This window comes from Pseudomonas sp. 25 R 14, assembly GCF_900004755.1.
GTDB classification, from domain to species: domain Bacteria; phylum Pseudomonadota; class Gammaproteobacteria; order Pseudomonadales; family Pseudomonadaceae; genus Aquipseudomonas; species Aquipseudomonas brenneri.
On sequence record NZ_CVTS01000033.1, the window covers coordinates 133,464 to 151,444 of the forward strand.

The 17,981-nt window shown below is 61.2% G+C and carries 17 protein-coding genes and 1 riboswitch; of the genes, 8 read left to right on the forward strand and 9 right to left on the reverse strand.

All coding sequences use genetic code 11. From position 1 onward, the window contains the following. Positions 1–189: 189 nt before the first annotated feature. Positions 190–1,506, forward strand: coding sequence for an MFS transporter (locus tag BFQ03_RS08890; protein ID WP_032862078.1), 1,317 nt, complete (start codon positions 190–192; stop codon positions 1,504–1,506). A gap of 71 nt (positions 1,507–1,577) precedes the next feature. Further along, positions 1,578–2,564 (forward strand): M14 family metallopeptidase, encoded by a 987-nt coding sequence (locus BFQ03_RS08895; RefSeq protein ID WP_065942886.1) that lies wholly within the window; start codon positions 1,578–1,580, stop codon positions 2,562–2,564. On the opposite strand, the gene cpdA is transcribed toward BFQ03_RS08895, so the two are convergent. The 3 genes from cpdA to BFQ03_RS08910 form a co-directional block, all read right to left on the reverse strand. Next, on the reverse strand, positions 2,558–3,373 hold the full coding sequence (cpdA, locus tag BFQ03_RS08900; RefSeq protein ID WP_032862081.1) for a 3',5'-cyclic-AMP phosphodiesterase: 816 nt from the start codon (positions 3,371–3,373) through the stop codon (positions 2,558–2,560). The two genes, BFQ03_RS08895 and cpdA, sit on opposite strands and share 7 nt — an antisense overlap. Positions 3,374–3,471: 98 nt before the next feature. Next, positions 3,472–3,921: a DUF1249 domain-containing protein gene (locus tag BFQ03_RS08905; protein ID WP_032862082.1), complete on the reverse strand. Its 450-nt coding sequence runs from the start codon at positions 3,919–3,921 to the stop codon at positions 3,472–3,474. Further along, positions 3,912–4,529, reverse strand: coding sequence for an NUDIX domain-containing protein (locus BFQ03_RS08910; protein WP_032862084.1), 618 nt, complete (start codon positions 4,527–4,529; stop codon positions 3,912–3,914). The genes BFQ03_RS08905 and BFQ03_RS08910 overlap by 10 nt, the downstream gene beginning before the upstream one ends. A gap of 202 nt (positions 4,530–4,731) precedes the next feature. Here BFQ03_RS08910 and BFQ03_RS08915 point away from each other — a divergent pair, with 202 nt between their 5' ends. Then, on the forward strand, positions 4,732–5,478 hold the full coding sequence (locus BFQ03_RS08915) for an RsiV family protein (RefSeq protein ID WP_032862086.1): 747 nt from the start codon (positions 4,732–4,734) through the stop codon (positions 5,476–5,478). On the opposite strand, the gene BFQ03_RS30565 is transcribed toward BFQ03_RS08915, so the two are convergent. Together BFQ03_RS30565 and thiC are read right to left on the reverse strand one after the other, a co-directional pair. Continuing rightward, the gene (locus BFQ03_RS30565) at positions 5,447–5,623 is read right to left on the reverse strand and encodes a hypothetical protein (RefSeq protein ID WP_239695233.1); all 177 of its coding nucleotides are present in this window, start codon (positions 5,621–5,623) and stop codon (positions 5,447–5,449) included. The two genes, BFQ03_RS08915 and BFQ03_RS30565, sit on opposite strands and share 32 nt — an antisense overlap. A gap of 261 nt (positions 5,624–5,884) precedes the next feature. Continuing rightward, on the reverse strand, positions 5,885–7,774 hold the full coding sequence (gene thiC / locus BFQ03_RS08920; protein ID WP_065942887.1) for a phosphomethylpyrimidine synthase ThiC: 1,890 nt from the start codon (positions 7,772–7,774) through the stop codon (positions 5,885–5,887). A gap of 150 nt (positions 7,775–7,924) precedes the next feature. Next, a riboswitch (TPP riboswitch) is annotated at positions 7,925–8,030 on the reverse strand. 196 nt (positions 8,031–8,226) lie between these two features. Here thiC and BFQ03_RS08925 point away from each other — a divergent pair. Next, a complete protein-coding gene (locus BFQ03_RS08925) occupies positions 8,227–9,666 on the forward strand; it encodes a TolC family outer membrane protein (protein ID WP_065942888.1) in 1,440 nt (479 codons plus the stop codon). A 49-nt stretch (positions 9,667–9,715) separates the two neighbouring features. On the opposite strand, the gene waaA is transcribed toward BFQ03_RS08925, so the two are convergent. Continuing rightward, a complete protein-coding gene (gene waaA, locus BFQ03_RS08930; RefSeq protein WP_065942889.1) occupies positions 9,716–10,993 on the reverse strand; it encodes a lipid IV(A) 3-deoxy-D-manno-octulosonic acid transferase in 1,278 nt (425 codons plus the stop codon). A gap of 23 nt (positions 10,994–11,016) precedes the next feature. Further along, on the reverse strand, positions 11,017–11,907 hold the full coding sequence (locus BFQ03_RS08935; RefSeq protein WP_065942890.1) for a LysR family transcriptional regulator: 891 nt from the start codon (positions 11,905–11,907) through the stop codon (positions 11,017–11,019). A 201-nt stretch (positions 11,908–12,108) separates the two neighbouring features. Here BFQ03_RS08935 and BFQ03_RS08940 point away from each other — a divergent pair, with 201 nt between their 5' ends. The 4 genes from BFQ03_RS08940 to BFQ03_RS08955 all read left to right on the forward strand — a co-directional run bounded on the left by BFQ03_RS08940 (position 12,109) and on the right by BFQ03_RS08955 (position 15,521). After that, the gene (locus BFQ03_RS08940; protein WP_032862093.1) at positions 12,109–12,444 is read left to right on the forward strand and encodes a DMT family transporter; all 336 of its coding nucleotides are present in this window, start codon (positions 12,109–12,111) and stop codon (positions 12,442–12,444) included. Between the two features lie 85 nt (positions 12,445–12,529). Then, entirely contained in the window at positions 12,530–13,705 is a 1,176-nt protein-coding gene (locus tag BFQ03_RS08945) for an NAD(P)/FAD-dependent oxidoreductase (protein WP_065942891.1), read from the forward strand. Then, complete coding sequence (locus BFQ03_RS08950) at positions 13,702–14,514, forward strand: aldo/keto reductase (RefSeq protein ID WP_032862096.1); 813 nt, start codon at positions 13,702–13,704, stop codon at positions 14,512–14,514. Before BFQ03_RS08945 ends, BFQ03_RS08950 begins: the two co-directional genes overlap by 4 nt. A 41-nt stretch (positions 14,515–14,555) precedes the next feature. Beyond that, a complete protein-coding gene (locus tag BFQ03_RS08955) occupies positions 14,556–15,521 on the forward strand; it encodes a hypothetical protein (protein WP_032862097.1) in 966 nt (321 codons plus the stop codon). Between the two features lie 27 nt (positions 15,522–15,548). Here BFQ03_RS08955 and BFQ03_RS08960 read toward each other — a convergent pair whose 3' ends face one another. Then, positions 15,549–16,478 (reverse strand): NAD-dependent epimerase/dehydratase family protein, encoded by a 930-nt coding sequence (locus BFQ03_RS08960; RefSeq protein ID WP_065942892.1) that lies wholly within the window; start codon positions 16,476–16,478, stop codon positions 15,549–15,551. Between the two features lie 11 nt (positions 16,479–16,489). Next, positions 16,490–17,926, reverse strand: coding sequence for a bifunctional D-glycero-beta-D-manno-heptose-7-phosphate kinase/D-glycero-beta-D-manno-heptose 1-phosphate adenylyltransferase HldE (gene hldE / locus BFQ03_RS08965; protein ID WP_032862101.1), 1,437 nt, complete (start codon positions 17,924–17,926; stop codon positions 16,490–16,492). Positions 17,927–17,981: the final 55 nt, after the last annotated feature.

Below are 17,981 nucleotides of genomic sequence, written 5' to 3' on the forward strand. Positions count from 1 at the left end.
CCCAATGCCTGTCGGCCCCGTGCCAAAACAGCTCAAACCTGTGCCGAAACAGCAATTGCTGTTGACCCGCACTTGATTCAATTTCACCCGGGCTTTCACCCATAACAATTAATGCCTTCGATCTCGCCAGGCCACCCTGCGGCTCGGCGAATCCGAATGCCAACTGTGAAACAGACCCGGTGCACATCCATGACAGTCCCATCATCCGTCTTATCATCGGCACAGGCTCCAACCCAGCGAGGTCCATGGAAGGAAATCATCGCTGCCAGTGTCGGCAACGCGCTGGAGTTTTATGATTTGCTGATCTACGGCTATTTTGCGGTAGTTATCAGCAAACAGTTTTTCCCGTCCGATAACGAAACCACCTCACTGTTGCTGGCCGTAGGCTCATTTGGCATTTCCTTCCTGATGCGCCCGCTAGGTGCCATCGTGCTCGGTTCATACACCGACAGGGCTGGCCGAAAGGCATCGTTGACGATGTCCATCATGATCATGCTGATCGGCACCGCAATGATTACCTTCGCCCCGACCTATGAGCAGATCGGCTTGGCTGCACCGCTGTTGATCATCGTTGCGCGCATGCTCCAGGGGTTTTCTACGGGCGGTGAGTTTGGTGCGGCCACCGCGTTTATGGTCGAACATGCAGATGCCAAGCGTCGTGGTTTCTTTGCCAGCTGGCAATTGTCGACCCAGGGGCTGGCAACGGTACTGGCCGCAGGTGTCAGTGCAATCCTCAGCTATGCGCTGTCGGATGTGCAGTTGAACGACTGGGGTTGGCGCGTGGCATTCGGCTTCGGCCTGCTGATCGGGCCGGTGGGCTTCTACATTCGCACGCAAATCGATGAAACCCCGGACTTCAAGAAAACCGTAGCCAGCACAGTGGTGAGGACGCCGCTACGAGATGTGTTGATCAAAGGACACGTCAGCCTGTTACTGGCTATCGGGGTGGTGGCCGGTGCGACAGCGTTCAACTACGTGCACAAGCTGTACATGCCTATCTACGCCCTGAAACAACTGAATATCACCGCTACCTCCTCGTATCTCGGGGCGCTGATGACCGGCATCACGCTGATGCTGATGGCTCCGATATTTGGCGGTTTATCCGATCGCCACGGACGTTTTCGGGTACTGACGATCGCATTGCTGATTACCGGGTTTTCGTCTTATCCGATGTTCGTTCTGCTTAATACCTTCCCAAGCTTCACTACGCTGCTGATTGTGCAAGCGATTGTCGGTGTGCTGATCGCCGCCTGCCTGGGGCCGATTCCGGCGATGCTTGCCGACATCTTCCCAACCAGTATTCGCGGGACCGGTCTGGCGCTGAGCTACAACTTTTCCGTCACTCTATTTGGTGGCTTTGCGCCATTGATCGTGACCTGGATGATCGACGCCACCGGCAGCAAGCTGGCCCCCAGTTTTTATGTGATGGCGACCATTTTGATCAGCGTACTGGCGATTGTCTGCCTGGGCCGCCGCATGCGCGGCACCCACCCCGCTGCCAATTAAACACACTCTTCCTGCTTGTCGCGCCCCAACCCCTCGCGACAAGTACACACATCGGTCAGTCGGAGACTGAAATGAAAACCCTTGAGCAGGTTCGTGCATCACTCAAACCCTACCCCGTGGAAGTCCAGTTCCCTGACCTGAGCCAATGGAAAACCGGTAACTGTGGAATCGACTACATCCACAGCTTCGACAGCGGCAAGCCAGGACCGCATGTGCTGGTCATGGCGCTGACCCATGGCAATGAAGTCAGTGGGGCAATCGCGGTGGATACCCTGTTACGCAGTGGGGTGCGCCCGCGCCAGGGGCGGTTGTCACTGGGGTTTGCCAACATACAGGCCTATCAACGCTTCGACCCACAGGACATTGATGCGACCCGCTTTATTGACGAGGACATGAACCGTATCTGGCTGCCATCGGCCCTCGACGGCCCGCGCGACTCCGCCGAACTGCGCCGAGCACGGGAGTTACGACCGCTGATCGACAGTGTTGATTTGTTGCTCGATATCCACTCAATGCACGAAGAATCCCCGCCGCTGATGATGTGCGGTGCATGCGCCAAAGGCTTGGAGTTCGCCCAATCATTAGGTGTACCTGCAACCATCGTCGCAGACGCCGGCCATGCCAACGGCCGGCGCATGCGTGACTACGGTGGGTTTGGCGATGCCGCCAGCCCCAAGAATGCGCTGCTGATCGAGACGGGCCAGCATTTTTCAAAAAAGAGTGAATACGTCGCCCTCGATGTGACAGCACGCTTCCTGATTGCGACTCAAGCAGTTGCCGAGGCTGATGTGTCGAGGTTTCTTAGCCAGGAAAAGCCTGCGCCCCAGCAATGCCTGCAAGTCACCGACCCGGTGATCGCCCACAGCATGGACTTCAGTTTCACTGATGATTTCCGTGGACTGGAGCGGATCACTCACGCTGGAACGGTGATCGCCCGAGATGCTCAGCGCGAGATCGTCACACCGTATGACAATTGCGTGCTGATCCAGCCATCGCTGCGGCATCTGGGGCAAGGCGTCACGGTGGTGAGGTTAGCCCGGGACTATCGCCATCAGTAGCCAGTACTACCGTAATCGACGGTGAATGCAAACCCCTGGACCCGCTCCACGCCTGTTTCCAACCGCCCATCGGGATGCAGACGCAGCCAGCGATAGCCCGGTGCCTCTTCGCTGACCTTGAAATCCTCACTGCCCGGGGCGAACTGGATGCAGGTCGACGGCGACGCCAGCAGGCGCACGCCGTTGCGTTCCCGGTCGATCTCCTGGTGCACATGCCCCCACAACACCGCCCGCACCTGGGGAAAACGGTCGAGCACAGCAAACAGCGCCTCGGGGTTACGCAAACCGATGGGCTCCATCCAGGCACTGCCAATGGGCACGGGGTGATGATGGAAGCAGACCAGATGATGGCGACCCGGCGCTTCACTCAAGGCTTGCGCCAGCAGTTGCAGTTGCGGCTCGGCCAGATAACCCGGCACCGAACCCGGCACGGCGGAGTCCAGCAAGGTAATGCGCCAGTTGCCCACATCCACCACCGACTCCAGCAACGCACTGCCCATGGTCGCCTGGGCCATGATTTGCGGCTCATCGTGGTTGCCGGGAATCCAGCGCGCCGGGGCGCCGATTGGCTGGGTCAGGTCGCGAAACAGCTGGTAGGACTCAAGCGTACCGTCCTGGGACAAGTCGCCGGTGGCCAGCAGCAAATCAATCTGCGGCTGCCGGGCCCGCACCAGCTCGATCACCCGTTGCAGGCTGTCACGGGTATTCATGCCCAGCAGCGTACCGTCGGCCTCGGCAAACAAGTGGCTGTCAGACAGTTGCACCAGCAACGCCGGTGCATCAGGGTTCACGGTGGATACGCTCGGCAAGGCGTTCTCCCAGGGCGATCACGAAAAATGGGCAATGGGCGCAATTATGCTGGGGCAGGACGCAAAGAGGAAACCTGTGAAGCAGACGCAGTTCACATCTACCGCACGACTTCAAACTCATGGCCCAAGGCCAGGCAATGGCTCAACCATTCACCGAGGAACACATTGAGCTGTGCTTTCTCATCGGGCTGGTGCATGAACACATTGGGATAAGGATAGATGCTGCGAAAGCGCCGCGCATGTTCGGCGCTGATCACCTCAGCCATCCGCGCATCGTGATACACCTGCACTTCCAACTGCGGCACCGGCAACCATGGCAGGCTGTGTTCCTGGCGCACGCGCAAGGTGCTGGTATACGGGCAAGTGAGGATCACTTCCAGGGTCAGCACGCCGAGCATCTGGTCGCCATGGGTCACGGCAATGCGCCGCGCCTCGGGCGTGTGGCGCATGTCCGGCAGCAAGCGCATCAGCCGTGCGTAGTTGGCCTCGCAAGCGGCTTGCAAGCCGATCAGGTCGACCCGGTAACGTTCCCGTGCCTTTACTGCCATAGCCCCCTCACTTCCGCGCGATTAAGCGCAAGCCATTGCAGGGCGATAATGCTGGCTGCGTTGGAAATCTTACCGTCGCGTACCGCTTGCAGGGCATCTTCAAAGGCCCACACGGTGACGCGGATATCTTCTGCTTCTTCGGCCAGGCCATGAATGCCGCCAGCACCGCTACTGTCGCAACGCCCCAAAAACAGGTGGACGAATTCGGTGCTGCCCCCTGGCGAGGGGAAATACTGGGTGATCGGCCACAGCGCGCTGAAGGTCAACCCAGCTTCCTCCTCGGCTTCGCGGTGTGCAACCTCCTCCGGTTGCTCGTCCTTGTCGATCAGCCCGGCAACCATCTCCACCAGCCAGGGGTTGTCGGTGCGGCCCATGGCGCCAACGCGAAATTGCTCGATCAGTACCACTTGATCACGTTGCGGGTCGTAGGGCAGTACACACACCGCGTCATGGCGCACAAAGACTTCACGATCGATCACCCGGCTCATGCCACCGTCGAACAGCTCGTGACGCAGCTGCACGCGATCGAGCTTGTAGAAGCCCTGGTAGGCATTGTCGCGCTGAACCACTTCAATTCTGTTCGGCGTCGATTTCGCACTGTCGGTCATATCAACCCTCGTTTATTGCGGTGTGTGTCTTGGCATCGCGCCATCCTACAGCGCCCGCGTCCCTCGGTGCAGCCCCTTTGCGGTTGCCGGGACAGGCGGCTCAGGTCAAACTCACTGTAATCAGCTTAGTGGCGAACTGACTGGGATGCCGGTAGTCGAAGCCCCATATCTTTCGCTCTTCTCCGCTTTATGAAGGACGCCCATGTCGCTGTTAAAAGTCGCCTCCGTGGCCTGTATTGCCTTGACCCTCGGCGCTTGCCAGAGCCTGTTCCAACCCAGCTACCGAGCGCCGCTGGAAGCCACCCGCGATGCATCCGAAGTGGTGCAACCCGGCTGCACCACTGCCGATTGCCCACTGGTGAACATCGACACCGTGCATTTCGCCAGCGAGCCCAAGCTCGATGCGCTGATCGAGCAGCGCCTGCTGGAAATGACCCGCACCACCCCCGGCGCGCCACTGCCGGCGTCGCTGAACGCCTATCGGGAAAAATTCCTGCGCGAATCCGGCCCGCGCAACAGCATGTACTTGCAGGCCAAGGTACGGGAGCAGCATGACGGCTTGGTGATCATCGAGCTGTCCAGCTACCTGGACACCGGCGGTGCCCATGGCGAACCTGGCCGCGGCTTCATCAACTACTCGCGCCAGCAGCAAAAAAACCTGACCCTCGCGGACATGCTGCGTCCCGGCAAGGAAGACGCGTTCTGGAAAGCCGCCCAGGTGGCCCACAACAGTTGGCTGATCAGCACCCGCCTGAGCCTGGAGCCGGACTACGTGAAAAGCTGGCCCTTCCAGAAAACCCCGAACGTGGCGCTGACCTATGGAGCAGTGGTGCTCAAGTACCCTACGACCACCATTGCGCCCTACGCCATGGGCCACGTCGAGTTGCAGATCCCTTATGCGCGCCTCGACGGCATCATCAAGCCTGAACTGGTGCCCGTGCGCCACTGAAGGCGCGCCCGAGGATAAATTGCAGCAGCCCTGTCAGCGCCAGTGCCGGCAGGGTTGCGCCGATATCCGGGTACAGATTGGCCAACAGATGATAGGTGCTGATACCACCCAGCCAGGCCAGCAGCGCACCGGTTTGCAGGACCATCAGGCCGATACCGAGGGAGAACCACAGGGAGAACAGATCGCGGGCGCCGAAGACACGTTGGTCTATGGGGACTGCAATGTCGGGAGAGTAGGTACTCGGTTGAATGCTCGGGGGTGGAATCTCTGAGGAGTATTGGTTGTTTGAGAGATTGCTTTCGCGAGCAAGCCCGCTCCCACATTCGATCGCATTCCATGTGGAGCTCGATCGAGTGGGAGCGGGCTTGCTCGCGATGAGGCCCTTACAGGCGCCTGCGATCTCGGATCAAACCTTTTTGTAGAGCTGGCTGCCTTCCTGCTTGAACCGCTCCGCCTGCTCGGCCAAGCCCTTGGCCACATCCACATCCACCGCCTCGATACGCTGGTTGGCCGCGTACTCGCGCACTTCCTGGGTAATTTTCATCGAACAGAATTTCGGCCCGCACATCGAGCAGAAATGCGCGACCTTGGCCGAATCCTTGGGCAGGGTTTCATCGTGGTAGGAGCGCGCGGTGTCCGGGTCCAGGCCGAGGTTGAACTGGTCTTCCCAACGGAACTCGAACCGCGCCTTGCTCAAGGCGTTGTCACGGATCTGTGCGCCCGGATGACCTTTTGCCAAGTCTGCCGCATGGGCCGCGATCTTGTAGGTGATGATCCCGGTCTTCACGTCATCCTTGTTCGGCAAGCCCAGGTGCTCCTTGGGCGTGACGTAGCAGAGCATCGCGCAACCGAACCAGCCGATCATCGCCGCGCCGATGCCGGAGGTGATGTGGTCGTAGCCCGGTGCAATGTCAGTGGTCAGCGGGCCGAGGGTGTAGAACGGCGCTTCGTCACAGCACTCCAGCTGCTTGTCCATGTTCTCCTTGATCAACTGCATCGGCACGTGGCCCGGGCCTTCGATCATGGTTTGTACGTCGTGCTTCCAGGCGATCTTGGTCAATTCGCCAAGGGTTTCCAGCTCACCGAACTGCGCAGCGTCGTTGGCGTCGGCAATCGACCCCGGACGCAGGCCATCGCCGAGGGAGAAGCTGACGTCGTAGGCCTTCATGATTTCGCAGATTTCATCGAAATGCGTGTAGGTGAAGTTCTCTTTGTGATGCGCCAGGCACCACTTGGCCATGATCGAGCCGCCACGGGAAACGATACCGGTGACACGCTTGGCGGTCAGCGGTACATAGCGCAACAGCACGCCGGCGTGGATGGTGAAGTAGTCGACGCCCTGCTCGGCCTGCTCGATCAGGGTGTCGCGGAACAGCTCCCAGGTCAGGTCTTCGGCAGCGCCACCGACTTTTTCCAGGGCCTGGTAGATCGGCACCGTACCGATCGGCACCGGCGAGTTACGGATGATCCACTCGCGGGTTTCGTGGATGTGCTTGCCGGTGGACAGGTCCATCACCGTGTCCGAACCCCAGCGAATGCCCCAGGTGAGTTTCGCCACTTCTTCTTCGATGGACGAGCCCAGGGCGCTGTTGCCGATGTTGCCGTTGATCTTCACCAGGAAGTTACGGCCGATGATCATCGGTTCCAGTTCGGTGTGGTTGATGTTGGCCGGGATGATCGCCCGGCCGCGGGCGATTTCTTCGCGCACAAATTCGGGAGTGATGATTTTCGGCACGCTGGCGCCGAAGCTGTGGCCGGCGTGTTGCTGGGTCAGAAGACCGGCGGCGCGGGCTTCTTCAAGCTTCATGTTTTCGCGGATGGCGACGTATTCCATCTCGGCGGTGATGATGCCCTGGCGCGCGTAGTGCATTTGCGTGACGTTGGCCCCGGCCTTGGCGCGGCGCGGGTTTTTCACGTGGGCAAAACGCAGGGCGGTCAGTTCGGCGTCGCTCAGGCGCTGCTGGCCGAAGTGCGAACTGAGGCCCGACAGACGCTCGGTGTCGCCACGGGATTCGATCCACGGCGAACGCACATCGCCCAGGCCCTTGCGCACGTCAATGATGACATTCGGGTCGGTGTACGGGCCGGAGGTGTCGTAGACCACCACAGGCGCATTGATTTCGCCGCCGAAGTCGGTGGGCGTCACGTCGAGGCTGACCTCACGCATCGGTACGCGGATGTCCGGGCGGGTGCCCTGCACATAGACTTTTTGCGAGCGGGTAAACGGCTGCACGGATCCCGAGTCAACCTTGGCCGACTCACTCAAATGCACGGTGTTTTTTAGTTTTGTACTCATCACGGGCTCTCCAGACACATCCAGGCAGTGGATTTTTGTCGGAGCGAACCTGTGACGGACGGACGCACTGGAACCAGTGCTGTGCTTGGCGCACGAGGGCTGTTCGATTGTCGAACAACATCCCGGACGAAGCACAAGAGGACTCGCCGGGTGACGAGAAATCTTGTTCCCTACGCAGGCGCTAACCTGATCAGGTTCAACGGGATCCGGTATTTACCGATCTCAGCCTCATAACAAGGCACCCCGACAAGAACGCGGCCAGTCTAGACCATGGAGCAGGCAAATTGCCAATAGCGGTGCATTCAGCGTGATGAATGGCGCAATTACAGGATTGTTGCGCCGTGATACGGCCACTACACTCGGCTACTGTCTCAACGCCTTGACGCTATGGATTGCTCGTCGTAGCCTTGGGCGCTAAATTATCGCCGTAATATTTATCTAGGAATCGCCTCATGCTGCGCAAACTTTCACTGGCTCTTGCCGTGTCTTGTGCGACCAATGGAATGGTCTGGGCAGCTGAAGCGCCCTTGTCGACCAAAACCGACCTGGTCAGCGTCTACCAGGAAGCGGTGGACAATAATGCCGACCTGGCCGCCGCCCGTGCGCAATACGGCGCGCAGAAAGAAGTGGTGCCCCAGGCCCGTGCCGGCCTGCTGCCCAATCTCTCGGCCGGTGCCGACATCAACAATGTGCGCACCCAGATCGACACACCGTCGGCCACCGCCAATCGCGACGCCCATACCTGGCGCGCAACCTTGAGCCAGCCGCTGTTCCGTGCCGACCGCTGGTTCCAGTTGCAAGCCGCCGAAGCGGTCAACGAGCAGGCTGCACTGCAACTCTCGGCCACCGAACAGGAACTGATCCTGCAAAGCGCCGAAAACTACTTCGCCGTGCTGCGCGCCCAGGACAACCTGGCCTCGACCAAGGCCGAAGAGGCTGCCTTCAAGCGCCAACTGGACCAGTCCAACGAACGTTTCGACGTGGGCCTGTCGGACAAGACCGACGTGCTGCAATCCCAGGCCAGCTACGACACCGCGCGGGCCAACCGGATCCTCGCCCAGCGCCAGGTGGATGACGCGTTTGAAGCGCTGATCACCCTGACCAACCGCCAGTACAACGCGATCCAGGGCATCGTCCACACCCTGCCGGTATTGCCGCCGTCGCCCAACGACGCCAAGGCCTGGGTCGACACCGCCGGCCGGCAGAATCTGAATTTGCTGGCCAGCAACTATGCAGTCACCGCCGCCGAAGAAACCCTCAAGCAACGCAAGGCCGGCCACGCGCCGACCCTGGACGCCGTGGCGCAATACGAGAAAGGCGACAACGACGCCCTGGGTTTCAGCAACCCCAATGCCTTCGGCCAGCCGTATCGCGGCGATGTCGAACAACGCACCATCGGCCTGCGCCTGAATATCCCGCTGTACAGCGGCGGCCTCACCAGTTCCCAAGTGCGCGAATCCTATTCGCGCCTGGGCCAGACCGAGCAGCAACGCGAAGGCCTGCGCCGCCAGGTGGTGGAAAACACCCGCAACCTGCACCGCGCAGTGAATACCGATGTGGAACAGGTGCAGGCACGCCGCCAGTCGATCATCTCCAACCAGAGCGCAGTGGAAGCCACGGAAATCGGTTACCAGGTGGGCACACGCAATATCGTCGATGTGCTGGATTCGCAGCGCCAGCTCTACGCGTCGGTGCGCAACTACAACAACAGCCGCTACGACTACATCCTCGACAACCTGCGCTTGAAGCAGGCGGCGGGGACATTGAACCCGGGGGACTTGCAGGATCTGGCGCGCTACCTGAAGGCTGACTACAACCCGGACAAGGACTTCCTGCCGCCAGACCTGGCCAAGGCTGCGGCCGAACAACTGAAGGCCCGCCCCGGCTACTAAACCCACCGCATAATAAAATGTGGGAGCGAGCTTGCTCGCTCCCACAAGGTCAGCGGTTGATCAGGCGATCGAGGCCATCGAGCAAGCGCTTCAACGCCCCCTGATTGCCCTGCATCACCTTGAGCCCCGCCTGCGCCATCTTCTGGGCATCCTGCGGCAGTTCAAACAACTGCCGCACTGCCTCGGCCAATCCCTCGGCATCCTCCACCTCCCGCAACGCCCCGGCTTCGCGCATCATCGCGGCGATTTCGAGGAAGTTGAACAGATGCGGGCCGCTGATCACCGGTTTGGCCAACGCTGCGGGCTCCAGCAGGTTGTGCCCCCCATTGGGCACCAGGCTGCCGCCGACAAAAGCGCTGTCGGCCAAGGCATACAAAAACAGCAACTCGCCCATGGTGTCGCCCAGCAACACCGAGGTCTGGGCGTTGACCGGCGCGCCGCTGGAGCGCCGTACCGTGGCAAAACCCTGCTGCTGGCACAGCTCAAACATCGTGTTGAAACGCTCCGGATGCCGGGGCACCAGAATCAACAGGGCGTTGGGATAGCTGACCAGCAACTGCCGGTGGGCCGCCAGCACCACTTCATCTTCACCCTCGTGGGTACTGGCCGCGATCCACACCGGGCGCTCGCTGGCCTGCCACTGCTCGCGCAACGCGGCGGCACGCTCCAGCAATTGTGGGTCAATGGTCAGGTCAAACTTGATCGAGCCGGTGACTTCGACCGTTTCCGGGCGTGCGCCCAGGCTGCGAAAACGCTCGGCCTCGGTGGCGGTCTGCACGGCGAACAGGCTCATTTCTGCCAGCATCGGTGCTGTCAGTTTGGCGAAACGTCCGTAGCCCTTGGCAGAGCGGGCCGACAGCCGCGCATTGGCCAGGGCCACGGGAATCCCGCGCTTGGCGCATTGGTGGATATGGTTGGGCCACAACTCGGTCTCCATGATGACCGCAAGCCTGGGCTGGGCCCGGTCCAGAAAACGCTTGGCCGCACACGGCAAGTCATAGGGCAGGTAGCAATGCTGGATGCGCGGCTCATTGGCGAACAACGCCTGGATCCGCTCGGAACCGGTGGGCGTCATACAGGTGACGGTGATCGGCAATCCAGGGTGGCGCTCCAGCAAACCGCGGATCATCGGCGCGGCAGCGATGCTCTCGCCCACCGACACCGCGTGCACCCAGATCCCGCCGGGCTTGAGTACCGGCAAACCGTAGGAAAAGCGCTCGCTGACGCGCTTGGCGTAGGCCGGCGCCTTGCGTGCCCGTAGCCATAGACGTAAGGCCACCAACGGTAGCGCCAGATAAAACAGACAGCTGTAGAGAGTTCTATTCATGGCGGCGGAGTTTATCGACTTTTTCAGCCGATCGCCTGCAAACACTCGGTAAACCGTTCGGCAAGAAAGCGCGCCGCCGGGCCCAGGGGTTCATCCCGGCGCCAGACTAGCTCCACCACCAGGGCCGGCGGCGTCCATTCGCTATCCAACTCGACCATCTGCCCGTGATAGGTCGGGTATTGCACCACATGCCGCGGCAACCAGGCCCAACCCAGGCCACGGGCCAGCCACTCGGCCAGCACGTAGAAGCTGTCGGCACGCCAGACCTGCGGGCTGGCCGCCTCGCTGCCGGGGTAAACACTGGTCTGGGTCGACATCAGCAACTGGCGAAACTGCGCCAGGCGCTGGCAATCGACAAAACCACCGCTGGCCAGCGGATGGCCGACGCCGCACACCGTGACCATCTCCACACTGCCGACCACCCGCCGCTCCAGCGCTTCGGGGATCTGGTCGTGATAGAACAGCAATCCCAGGTCCGCTTTGCGCTCGACTAATTTGCGTGCGACATCCCCCTGGGCCGTGCTCGATAATTGCACTTCCAGGCTAGGAAACTTCCCGGCCAGCGCCTCAAGGCTGTCGAGTACCGGCTGATACAGCATGGCTTCGTCCTGGGCCAGGCGCAGCCGTGCTTCTTCGCCACGCATCAGGGACAAGGCGCGGCCATTGAGGCGCTCGCACTGGCGCAGCACTTCCCGGGCCTCTTCCAGCAGCACCGTGCCGGCCTCGGTCAATCGGGGCTGGCGGCCGCTGCTACGATCAAACAGGCTCACACCCAGGTCGGCCTCCAGCAAGGCAATACCATTGCTCACCGCCGATTGCGCCTTGCGCTGGTCCCGCGCCACCGCCGAAAACGAGCGCTGTTCGGCGACGCTGACAAACAGGCGCATCTGCTCCAGGTTCCATTGCACGCTCATGGGTTAAACCTATCTTTAATTCGGATAGGTAATGACTTTACCCCATCTGAGAACGCACTAAAATGCCCACCTTTGTAGGAGCGAGCTTGCTCGCGAAAAACCCAAGAACACCACGTTCAACCAGGTTATACGCGTAATCGTTAACGATTTTCGCGAGCAAGCTCGCTCCTACAGTATTGAGCCCATTCCGAGGATTGCCCCATGACCGCCGCCTACTACTATCTGGCCATTGCCATTTGCTCGGAAGTGATCGCCACCGTTTCCATGAAAGCGATCAAGGGCTGGAGCACGCCGATTCCTCTGCTGTTGGTGATCGTGGGTTACGGCGTGGCGTTCTGGATGCTGACCCTGGTGGTGCGCACCGTTCCGGTGGGCGTGGCCTACGCGGTGTGGGCGGGGCTGGGGATCGTCATGGTCAGCATCGCGGCGCTGTTTATCTATGGGCAGAAGCTCGATCTGCCGGCGATGCTCGGGATGGGTTTGATTGTGCTGGGAGTGGTGGTGATTCAGTTGTTTTCGAAAACGGCAGGGCACTGACCTCCTACAGTTGTTGATCCTGAGCAAAGATCCCGCCGTCGAGTCTGTATACTTGGCCTCTTGTTCTGAACACTGAGGTCGCCCCATGCCATCCGTTATTTCCACCGACGTCCTGATTGTCGGCGCCGGGGTTGCCGGCCTCTGGCTCAATGCGCGCCTGCGCAGCCAGGGGTTTTCCACGATTGTGGTGGAGAACGCGACCCTGGGTGGCGGGCAGAGCGTGAAGTCCCAGGGGATCATTCACGGTGGTGCGAAATACGCCTTGCACGGCGCCCTGACCGGCGCCTCCGAAGCCATTGCCGACATGCCGCGACGCTGGCGTGAAGCGCTGGCGGGCACAGGCGAGTTGGACCTGACAGGCGTGCGCCTGCTGTCCCAGGCCCATTACCTGTGGTCGCCGGGCACCCTGGCCGGCAATCTCACCAGTTTCTTCGCCAGCAAAGCGGTGCGCGGCCGTGTCGACCAGGTCAAGGGCGACGATTTGCCGCCGGCCCTGCAAAACCGTCGCTTCAAGGGCAAGGTCTATCGCCTGGCCGAACTGGTGGTGGATGTGCCGAGCCTGATCGAACGCCTGGCGCAACTGGCCGGTGACGGCCTGCTCGCCGGGCAACAGATCGAGCCACTGCTTGAGGGTGGCATCCTGGTTGGCCTGAAAGTCGATGGCCGGGCGATTCGCGCCCAGCGCATCGTGCTGAGTGCCGGCGGTGGCACCGCCGAGTTGCTGACGGCCCTGGGCCTGAGCCAGCCAGCCATGCAAAAGCGCCCGCTGCATATGATCATCGCCAAGGGCCCTGGCCTCAAACCCTTGTACGCACATTGCCTGGGTGGCGGTACCAAGCCACGGATCACCATCACCACGCACCCGGCCGCCGATGGCAATTGGGTGTGGTACATGGGCGGCGATATCGCCGAGGCCGAAGGTGTGCACCGCACGCCCGCCGAGCAGATCGCCACGGCGCAAAAGGAGCTGGCGCAGTTGCTACCGTGGATCGATATGAACCAGACCCAATGGGCAACCTTGCGTGTAGATCGCGCCGAGCCCCTGCAATCAGGCCTGACCCGGCCGGACAACGCGTTCCTCGCCGAACAGGGCCGCCTGCTGGTGGGCTGGCCAACCAAGCTGGCCCTGGCGCCGGACTTCGCCGACCGAGTGCTCAACGCCCTGGAACGTGACGGCATCCAGCCAGCACCCAGCGAACCCTTGCCGGAACTGCCGCGCCCAGCCATCGCCCAACCTGCCTGGGAGCAATTGTTGCCATGAGCCTGCCGACCCTGCACGACCTTCATCGCCCCCTGGGCAGCACCGGCCTGTTGGTGTCGCCACTGGGCCTGGGCACCGTGAAGCTGGGGCGCGACCAGGGCGTGAAGTACCCCAATGGTTTCCAGATTCCCGATGATGAGCAGGCGCGGATGTTACTGCGCCAGGCGCGCGAGCTGGGGATCAACCTGATCGACACCGCCCCCGCCTACGGCCACAGCGAAGAACGCCTGGGCCCGCTGCTGCGTGGTCAGCGCCAGGATTGGGTAATTGTCAGCAAGGTCGGCGAAGAATTTGTCGACGGCGTGTCCCATCACGATTTCAGCGCAGCCCACACCCGGCTGTCCGTGGAGCGCAGCCTGAAACGCCTGGAAACGGATTTTATCGACCTGGTGCTGGTGCACTCCGATGGTAACGATTTGCATATCCTCAACGACTGCGAGGTCTACCAGACCCTGGCGGACCTCAAGGCCGAGGGCAAGATTCGCGGTTTCGGCTTCTCCGGCAAAACCGTCGAAGGCGGCGTGAAGGCTCTGGAACAAGGTGATTGCGCCATGGTCACCTACAATCTGAACGAACAAAACGAAAAGGCCGTGATTGATTACGCCGCCGCCCACGGCAAAGGCATCCTGGTGAAAAAGGCCCTGGCCAGTGGTCATGCCTGCCTTGAGCCAGGAGTGGATCCAATTCATGCCAGTTTCATCTTGTTGTTTGCGCAAACGGGCGTGGCCAGTGCTATTGTCGGGACCATCAACCCGTTGCACCTTGCCCACAATGTGGCAACCGCTGCCAAGATCATTCGCCAATCCTGATGCCGCCGACGCGGCCGACCCCGACGCAAGAAGGAGCCGACATGCCGCGAACGCTCATAAGAAAAAACCCCAGTAACTTTAAAACACTGCCGCTGTACGTCGAAGCCACCCCCGAAGGCCTGAGCTACCAGAGCGTGGGCATGCCGCTCAATTTTGCCCAGACCCTGCAGCGGCGCAAGCCGGTAGAAGTGGCAGACGCCGAGCGCTTCGCCCTGGAACTGGCCAACCTCGGGGTGTCGGTGCGACTGACATTGCATTGGCAAAACCGCGATTACTGGGTGCTGGTGCGCCAGCGTCGCCAGGACCGTGGCGATGTGGTGCTCAAGTTGATTTCCGGCTACGTGCCGGCCCACGAGTTGAACCTGCCGCTGCACACCGCCATTCAGGAAATCGCCGAGGAATGCCTGCTGGAAACCCCGGAGGGCTGGCTGGGCGGACGTTTCAACGATACCTGGCTGCCGGCGCCCTACTCCAGCGCGCTGCATTACCGTGAGGCCTTGCCGTTTCGTCTGTCGCCGTTGTCCGGCGCCGCCCGCCCGGTGCGCTGCGCCAACATGCAGTTGATCGAACGCCCGCGGGCCTATGTGCACCTGCCCACGGCCTCACTGCAATTGATCTACGACCTGCGCCTGGAAGTGCCGAAGGAAGCCAAGTCCCTGAGCTTGTTCCATGTCGATGAACGCCTGGAGGGCGATCAACTGGTGGCACGCCTGGACCGCCAGCGTCCGGACTTGTACCTGATGCCCCTGAAGGACGGCCAGCCTTGCGCCGAGCTGTATACCCTGAAGAAGGATCAACTGGTGCCGGCGAGCACGCGCGGGTTGTACCTGGCCGAAAGTTTTGCCCAGCAGGAAGGCTGGCTGGTGCGCGATGAGCGGATTCGCTGGAAGGACTGGCTCAGGCAACAGGGCCTCAGCGCGCCGGAGAAGGAATCGAAGTTGAAACAGCTGACTGGCCGGGCCCGGCAGATCTTGCGCAAGATCGTACCGAAGAAGGCGGGTCACTAAAGCAGCCCCGCCTGTGGCAAGTGGTACTTACTGGTTGAGCAGTTTTTCCAGCCCAACCTTCAGCGGCGTCGGCTCAGGCAATGTGAAACTCGCTGCCAAGCGCTGGTTATTGGCCCTTGAGTGCCGGATGTCCCCCGAACGCGGTTCTGTGTAGCTGACAGCCGGCAACGAACCGATGATTTCCGACAGCGCCTGCAGCAACTGCTTGAGCGTGGTGGTGCGGTTCCAGCCGACATTGATCGCACCCAGGGGTGCCTCGGCCATTTCCACCGCTTGCACCAACACCGCCACCAGATCCCCGACGTACATGAAGTCCCGGGTTTGCTCCCCGTCGCCAAACACCGCAATCGGCAGGCCTTTTTGCGCACGCTCGCTGAAGATGCTGATCACCCCGGAATACGGCGATGAAGGATCCTGGCGCGGGCCAAAAATATTGAAGAAGCGGAAAATCACCGGCTCCAGGCCATGCTGGCGACGGTAGAAATCGAAGTAGTGCTCGCTCGCAAGCTTGTCCGAAGCATAAGGCGTCAACGGCGCCTTGGCGGTTTGCTCATCGATGGAGTCGCCCTCGCCGTTGTTGCCATACACCGCAGCACTGGAGGCAAACACCACGCGCTTGACCCCGGCCTGGCGCATGGCCTCGCAGACATTCAGGCTACCGACAAAGTTGCTCTGGTGCGTACTGACAGGGTCATCCACCGACGCCTGCACCGAAGCGACTGCCGCCAGGTGCACCACTGCCGTCGCCCCTACAGCCGCTCGGGCCACCAGTGCAGCATCGGCCACGTCGCCTTCGAGCAATTGCAGGCGCGGGTTGTCCAGGGGCAGGTTACTGCGCTTGCCAGTGGACAGGTTATCCAGCACCCGCACCGCATAGCCCTTGGCAAGCAGTGCATCAACCAGATTGGAACCGATAAAGCCGGCACCGCCGGTAATCAGTACGAGAGCATCAGACATAACGGTAAAACCTATTGAGCGGCATCGTTGGTTTGGCGGATTTTTTCGACAATCGCGGTGGTCGAGCTGTTTTCCACCAACCCGAGGACTTTGACCTTGCCACCATAGGCGTTGACGATATCGGCGCCGACCACCTGGTCGACCGAGTAATCACCGCCCTTGACCAACACATCAGGCTTGACCTGGGCCAGGAGATTTTCCGGGGTGCCCTCGGAGAAGCTGATAACCCAGTCCACCGCGCCCAACCCAGCCAGAACCGCCATGCGCCGGTCGACACTGTTGATCGGCCGGCCCGGCCCTTTCAGGCGGCTGACCGAAGCATCGTCGTTGATCGCCACGATCAGGCGATCACCCTGGGCGCGAGCCTGCTCCAGGTAGGTCACATGCCCGGCGTGCAGAATGTCGAAACAACCGTTGGTGAAAACGATGCTTTCGTTATGGGCACGGGCATCGTCAATCGCCAGCAGCAATTGGTCCAGGCTCAACACACCACGCTCCGAGCCTTCCTCGCGCTGGATCGCACGGCGCAGTTCCGGGGCGCTGATGGACGCCGTACCGAGCTTGCCCACCACGATGCTCGCCGCCAGGTTGGCCAGGGCTACCGCATGGGGCAACTCCTCCCCCGCCGCGATCGCCGCCGCCAGGGTGGAGATCACCGTGTCGCCGGCACCAGTGACGTCGAACACTTCCCGCGCACGCGCCGGCAAGTGCATGGCCGGGTGACCGGGGCGCAGCAGGGTCATGCCGTGTTCGCCACGGGTTACCAGCAAGGCGCCGAGGTCGAGCTCGGCCATCAGGCTTGCGCCTTTGCTCACCAGTTCGTGCTCATCGGCGCAGCCGCCGACGATGGTTTCAAATTCGCTGAGGTTCGGCGTGATCAGGCTGGCGCCCCGGTAAACCGAGAAGTCCTTGCCCTTGGGATCGGCCAGCACCGGGATGCCACGGGCCTTGGCGGCCTGGATCAGCATCTGGTGGTTTTTCAGTGCGCCTTTGCCGTAGTCCGACAGCACCAGCACCTTGATGCCTTCGAGCAACTCGTCGACCTGCTCACTGAGGGCCAGGGCGTCGGTGGCAAAAGGTTCTTCAAAATCGATACGCAGCAATTGCTGGTGACGGCTCATGACCCGCAGCTTGACGATGGTCGGCTGATGGGCGATGCGCTGGAACAGGGCACGCACACCAGCGCCGCGCAGGCTGTTGGTCAGGCTGTCGGCGGCTTCGTCGTCACCGGTCACGCCGACCAGGGAGGCCGGGGCGCCGAGTGCGGCGATGTTAAGGGCGACGTTGGCAGCGCCGCCTGGACGGTCTTCGATTTGCTCGACCTTGACTACCGGTACCGGTGCCTCAGGGGAAATCCGTGAGGTACCGCCATGCCAGTAACGGTCGAGCATGACATCGCCGACCACCAAGACAGGGGCTTGATCGAATCGCGGCATGGACAACTTCATGGAGCAACCCACATACAAAATGAACAGGGGCGCGATATTAGCACAGGGAAAAGCA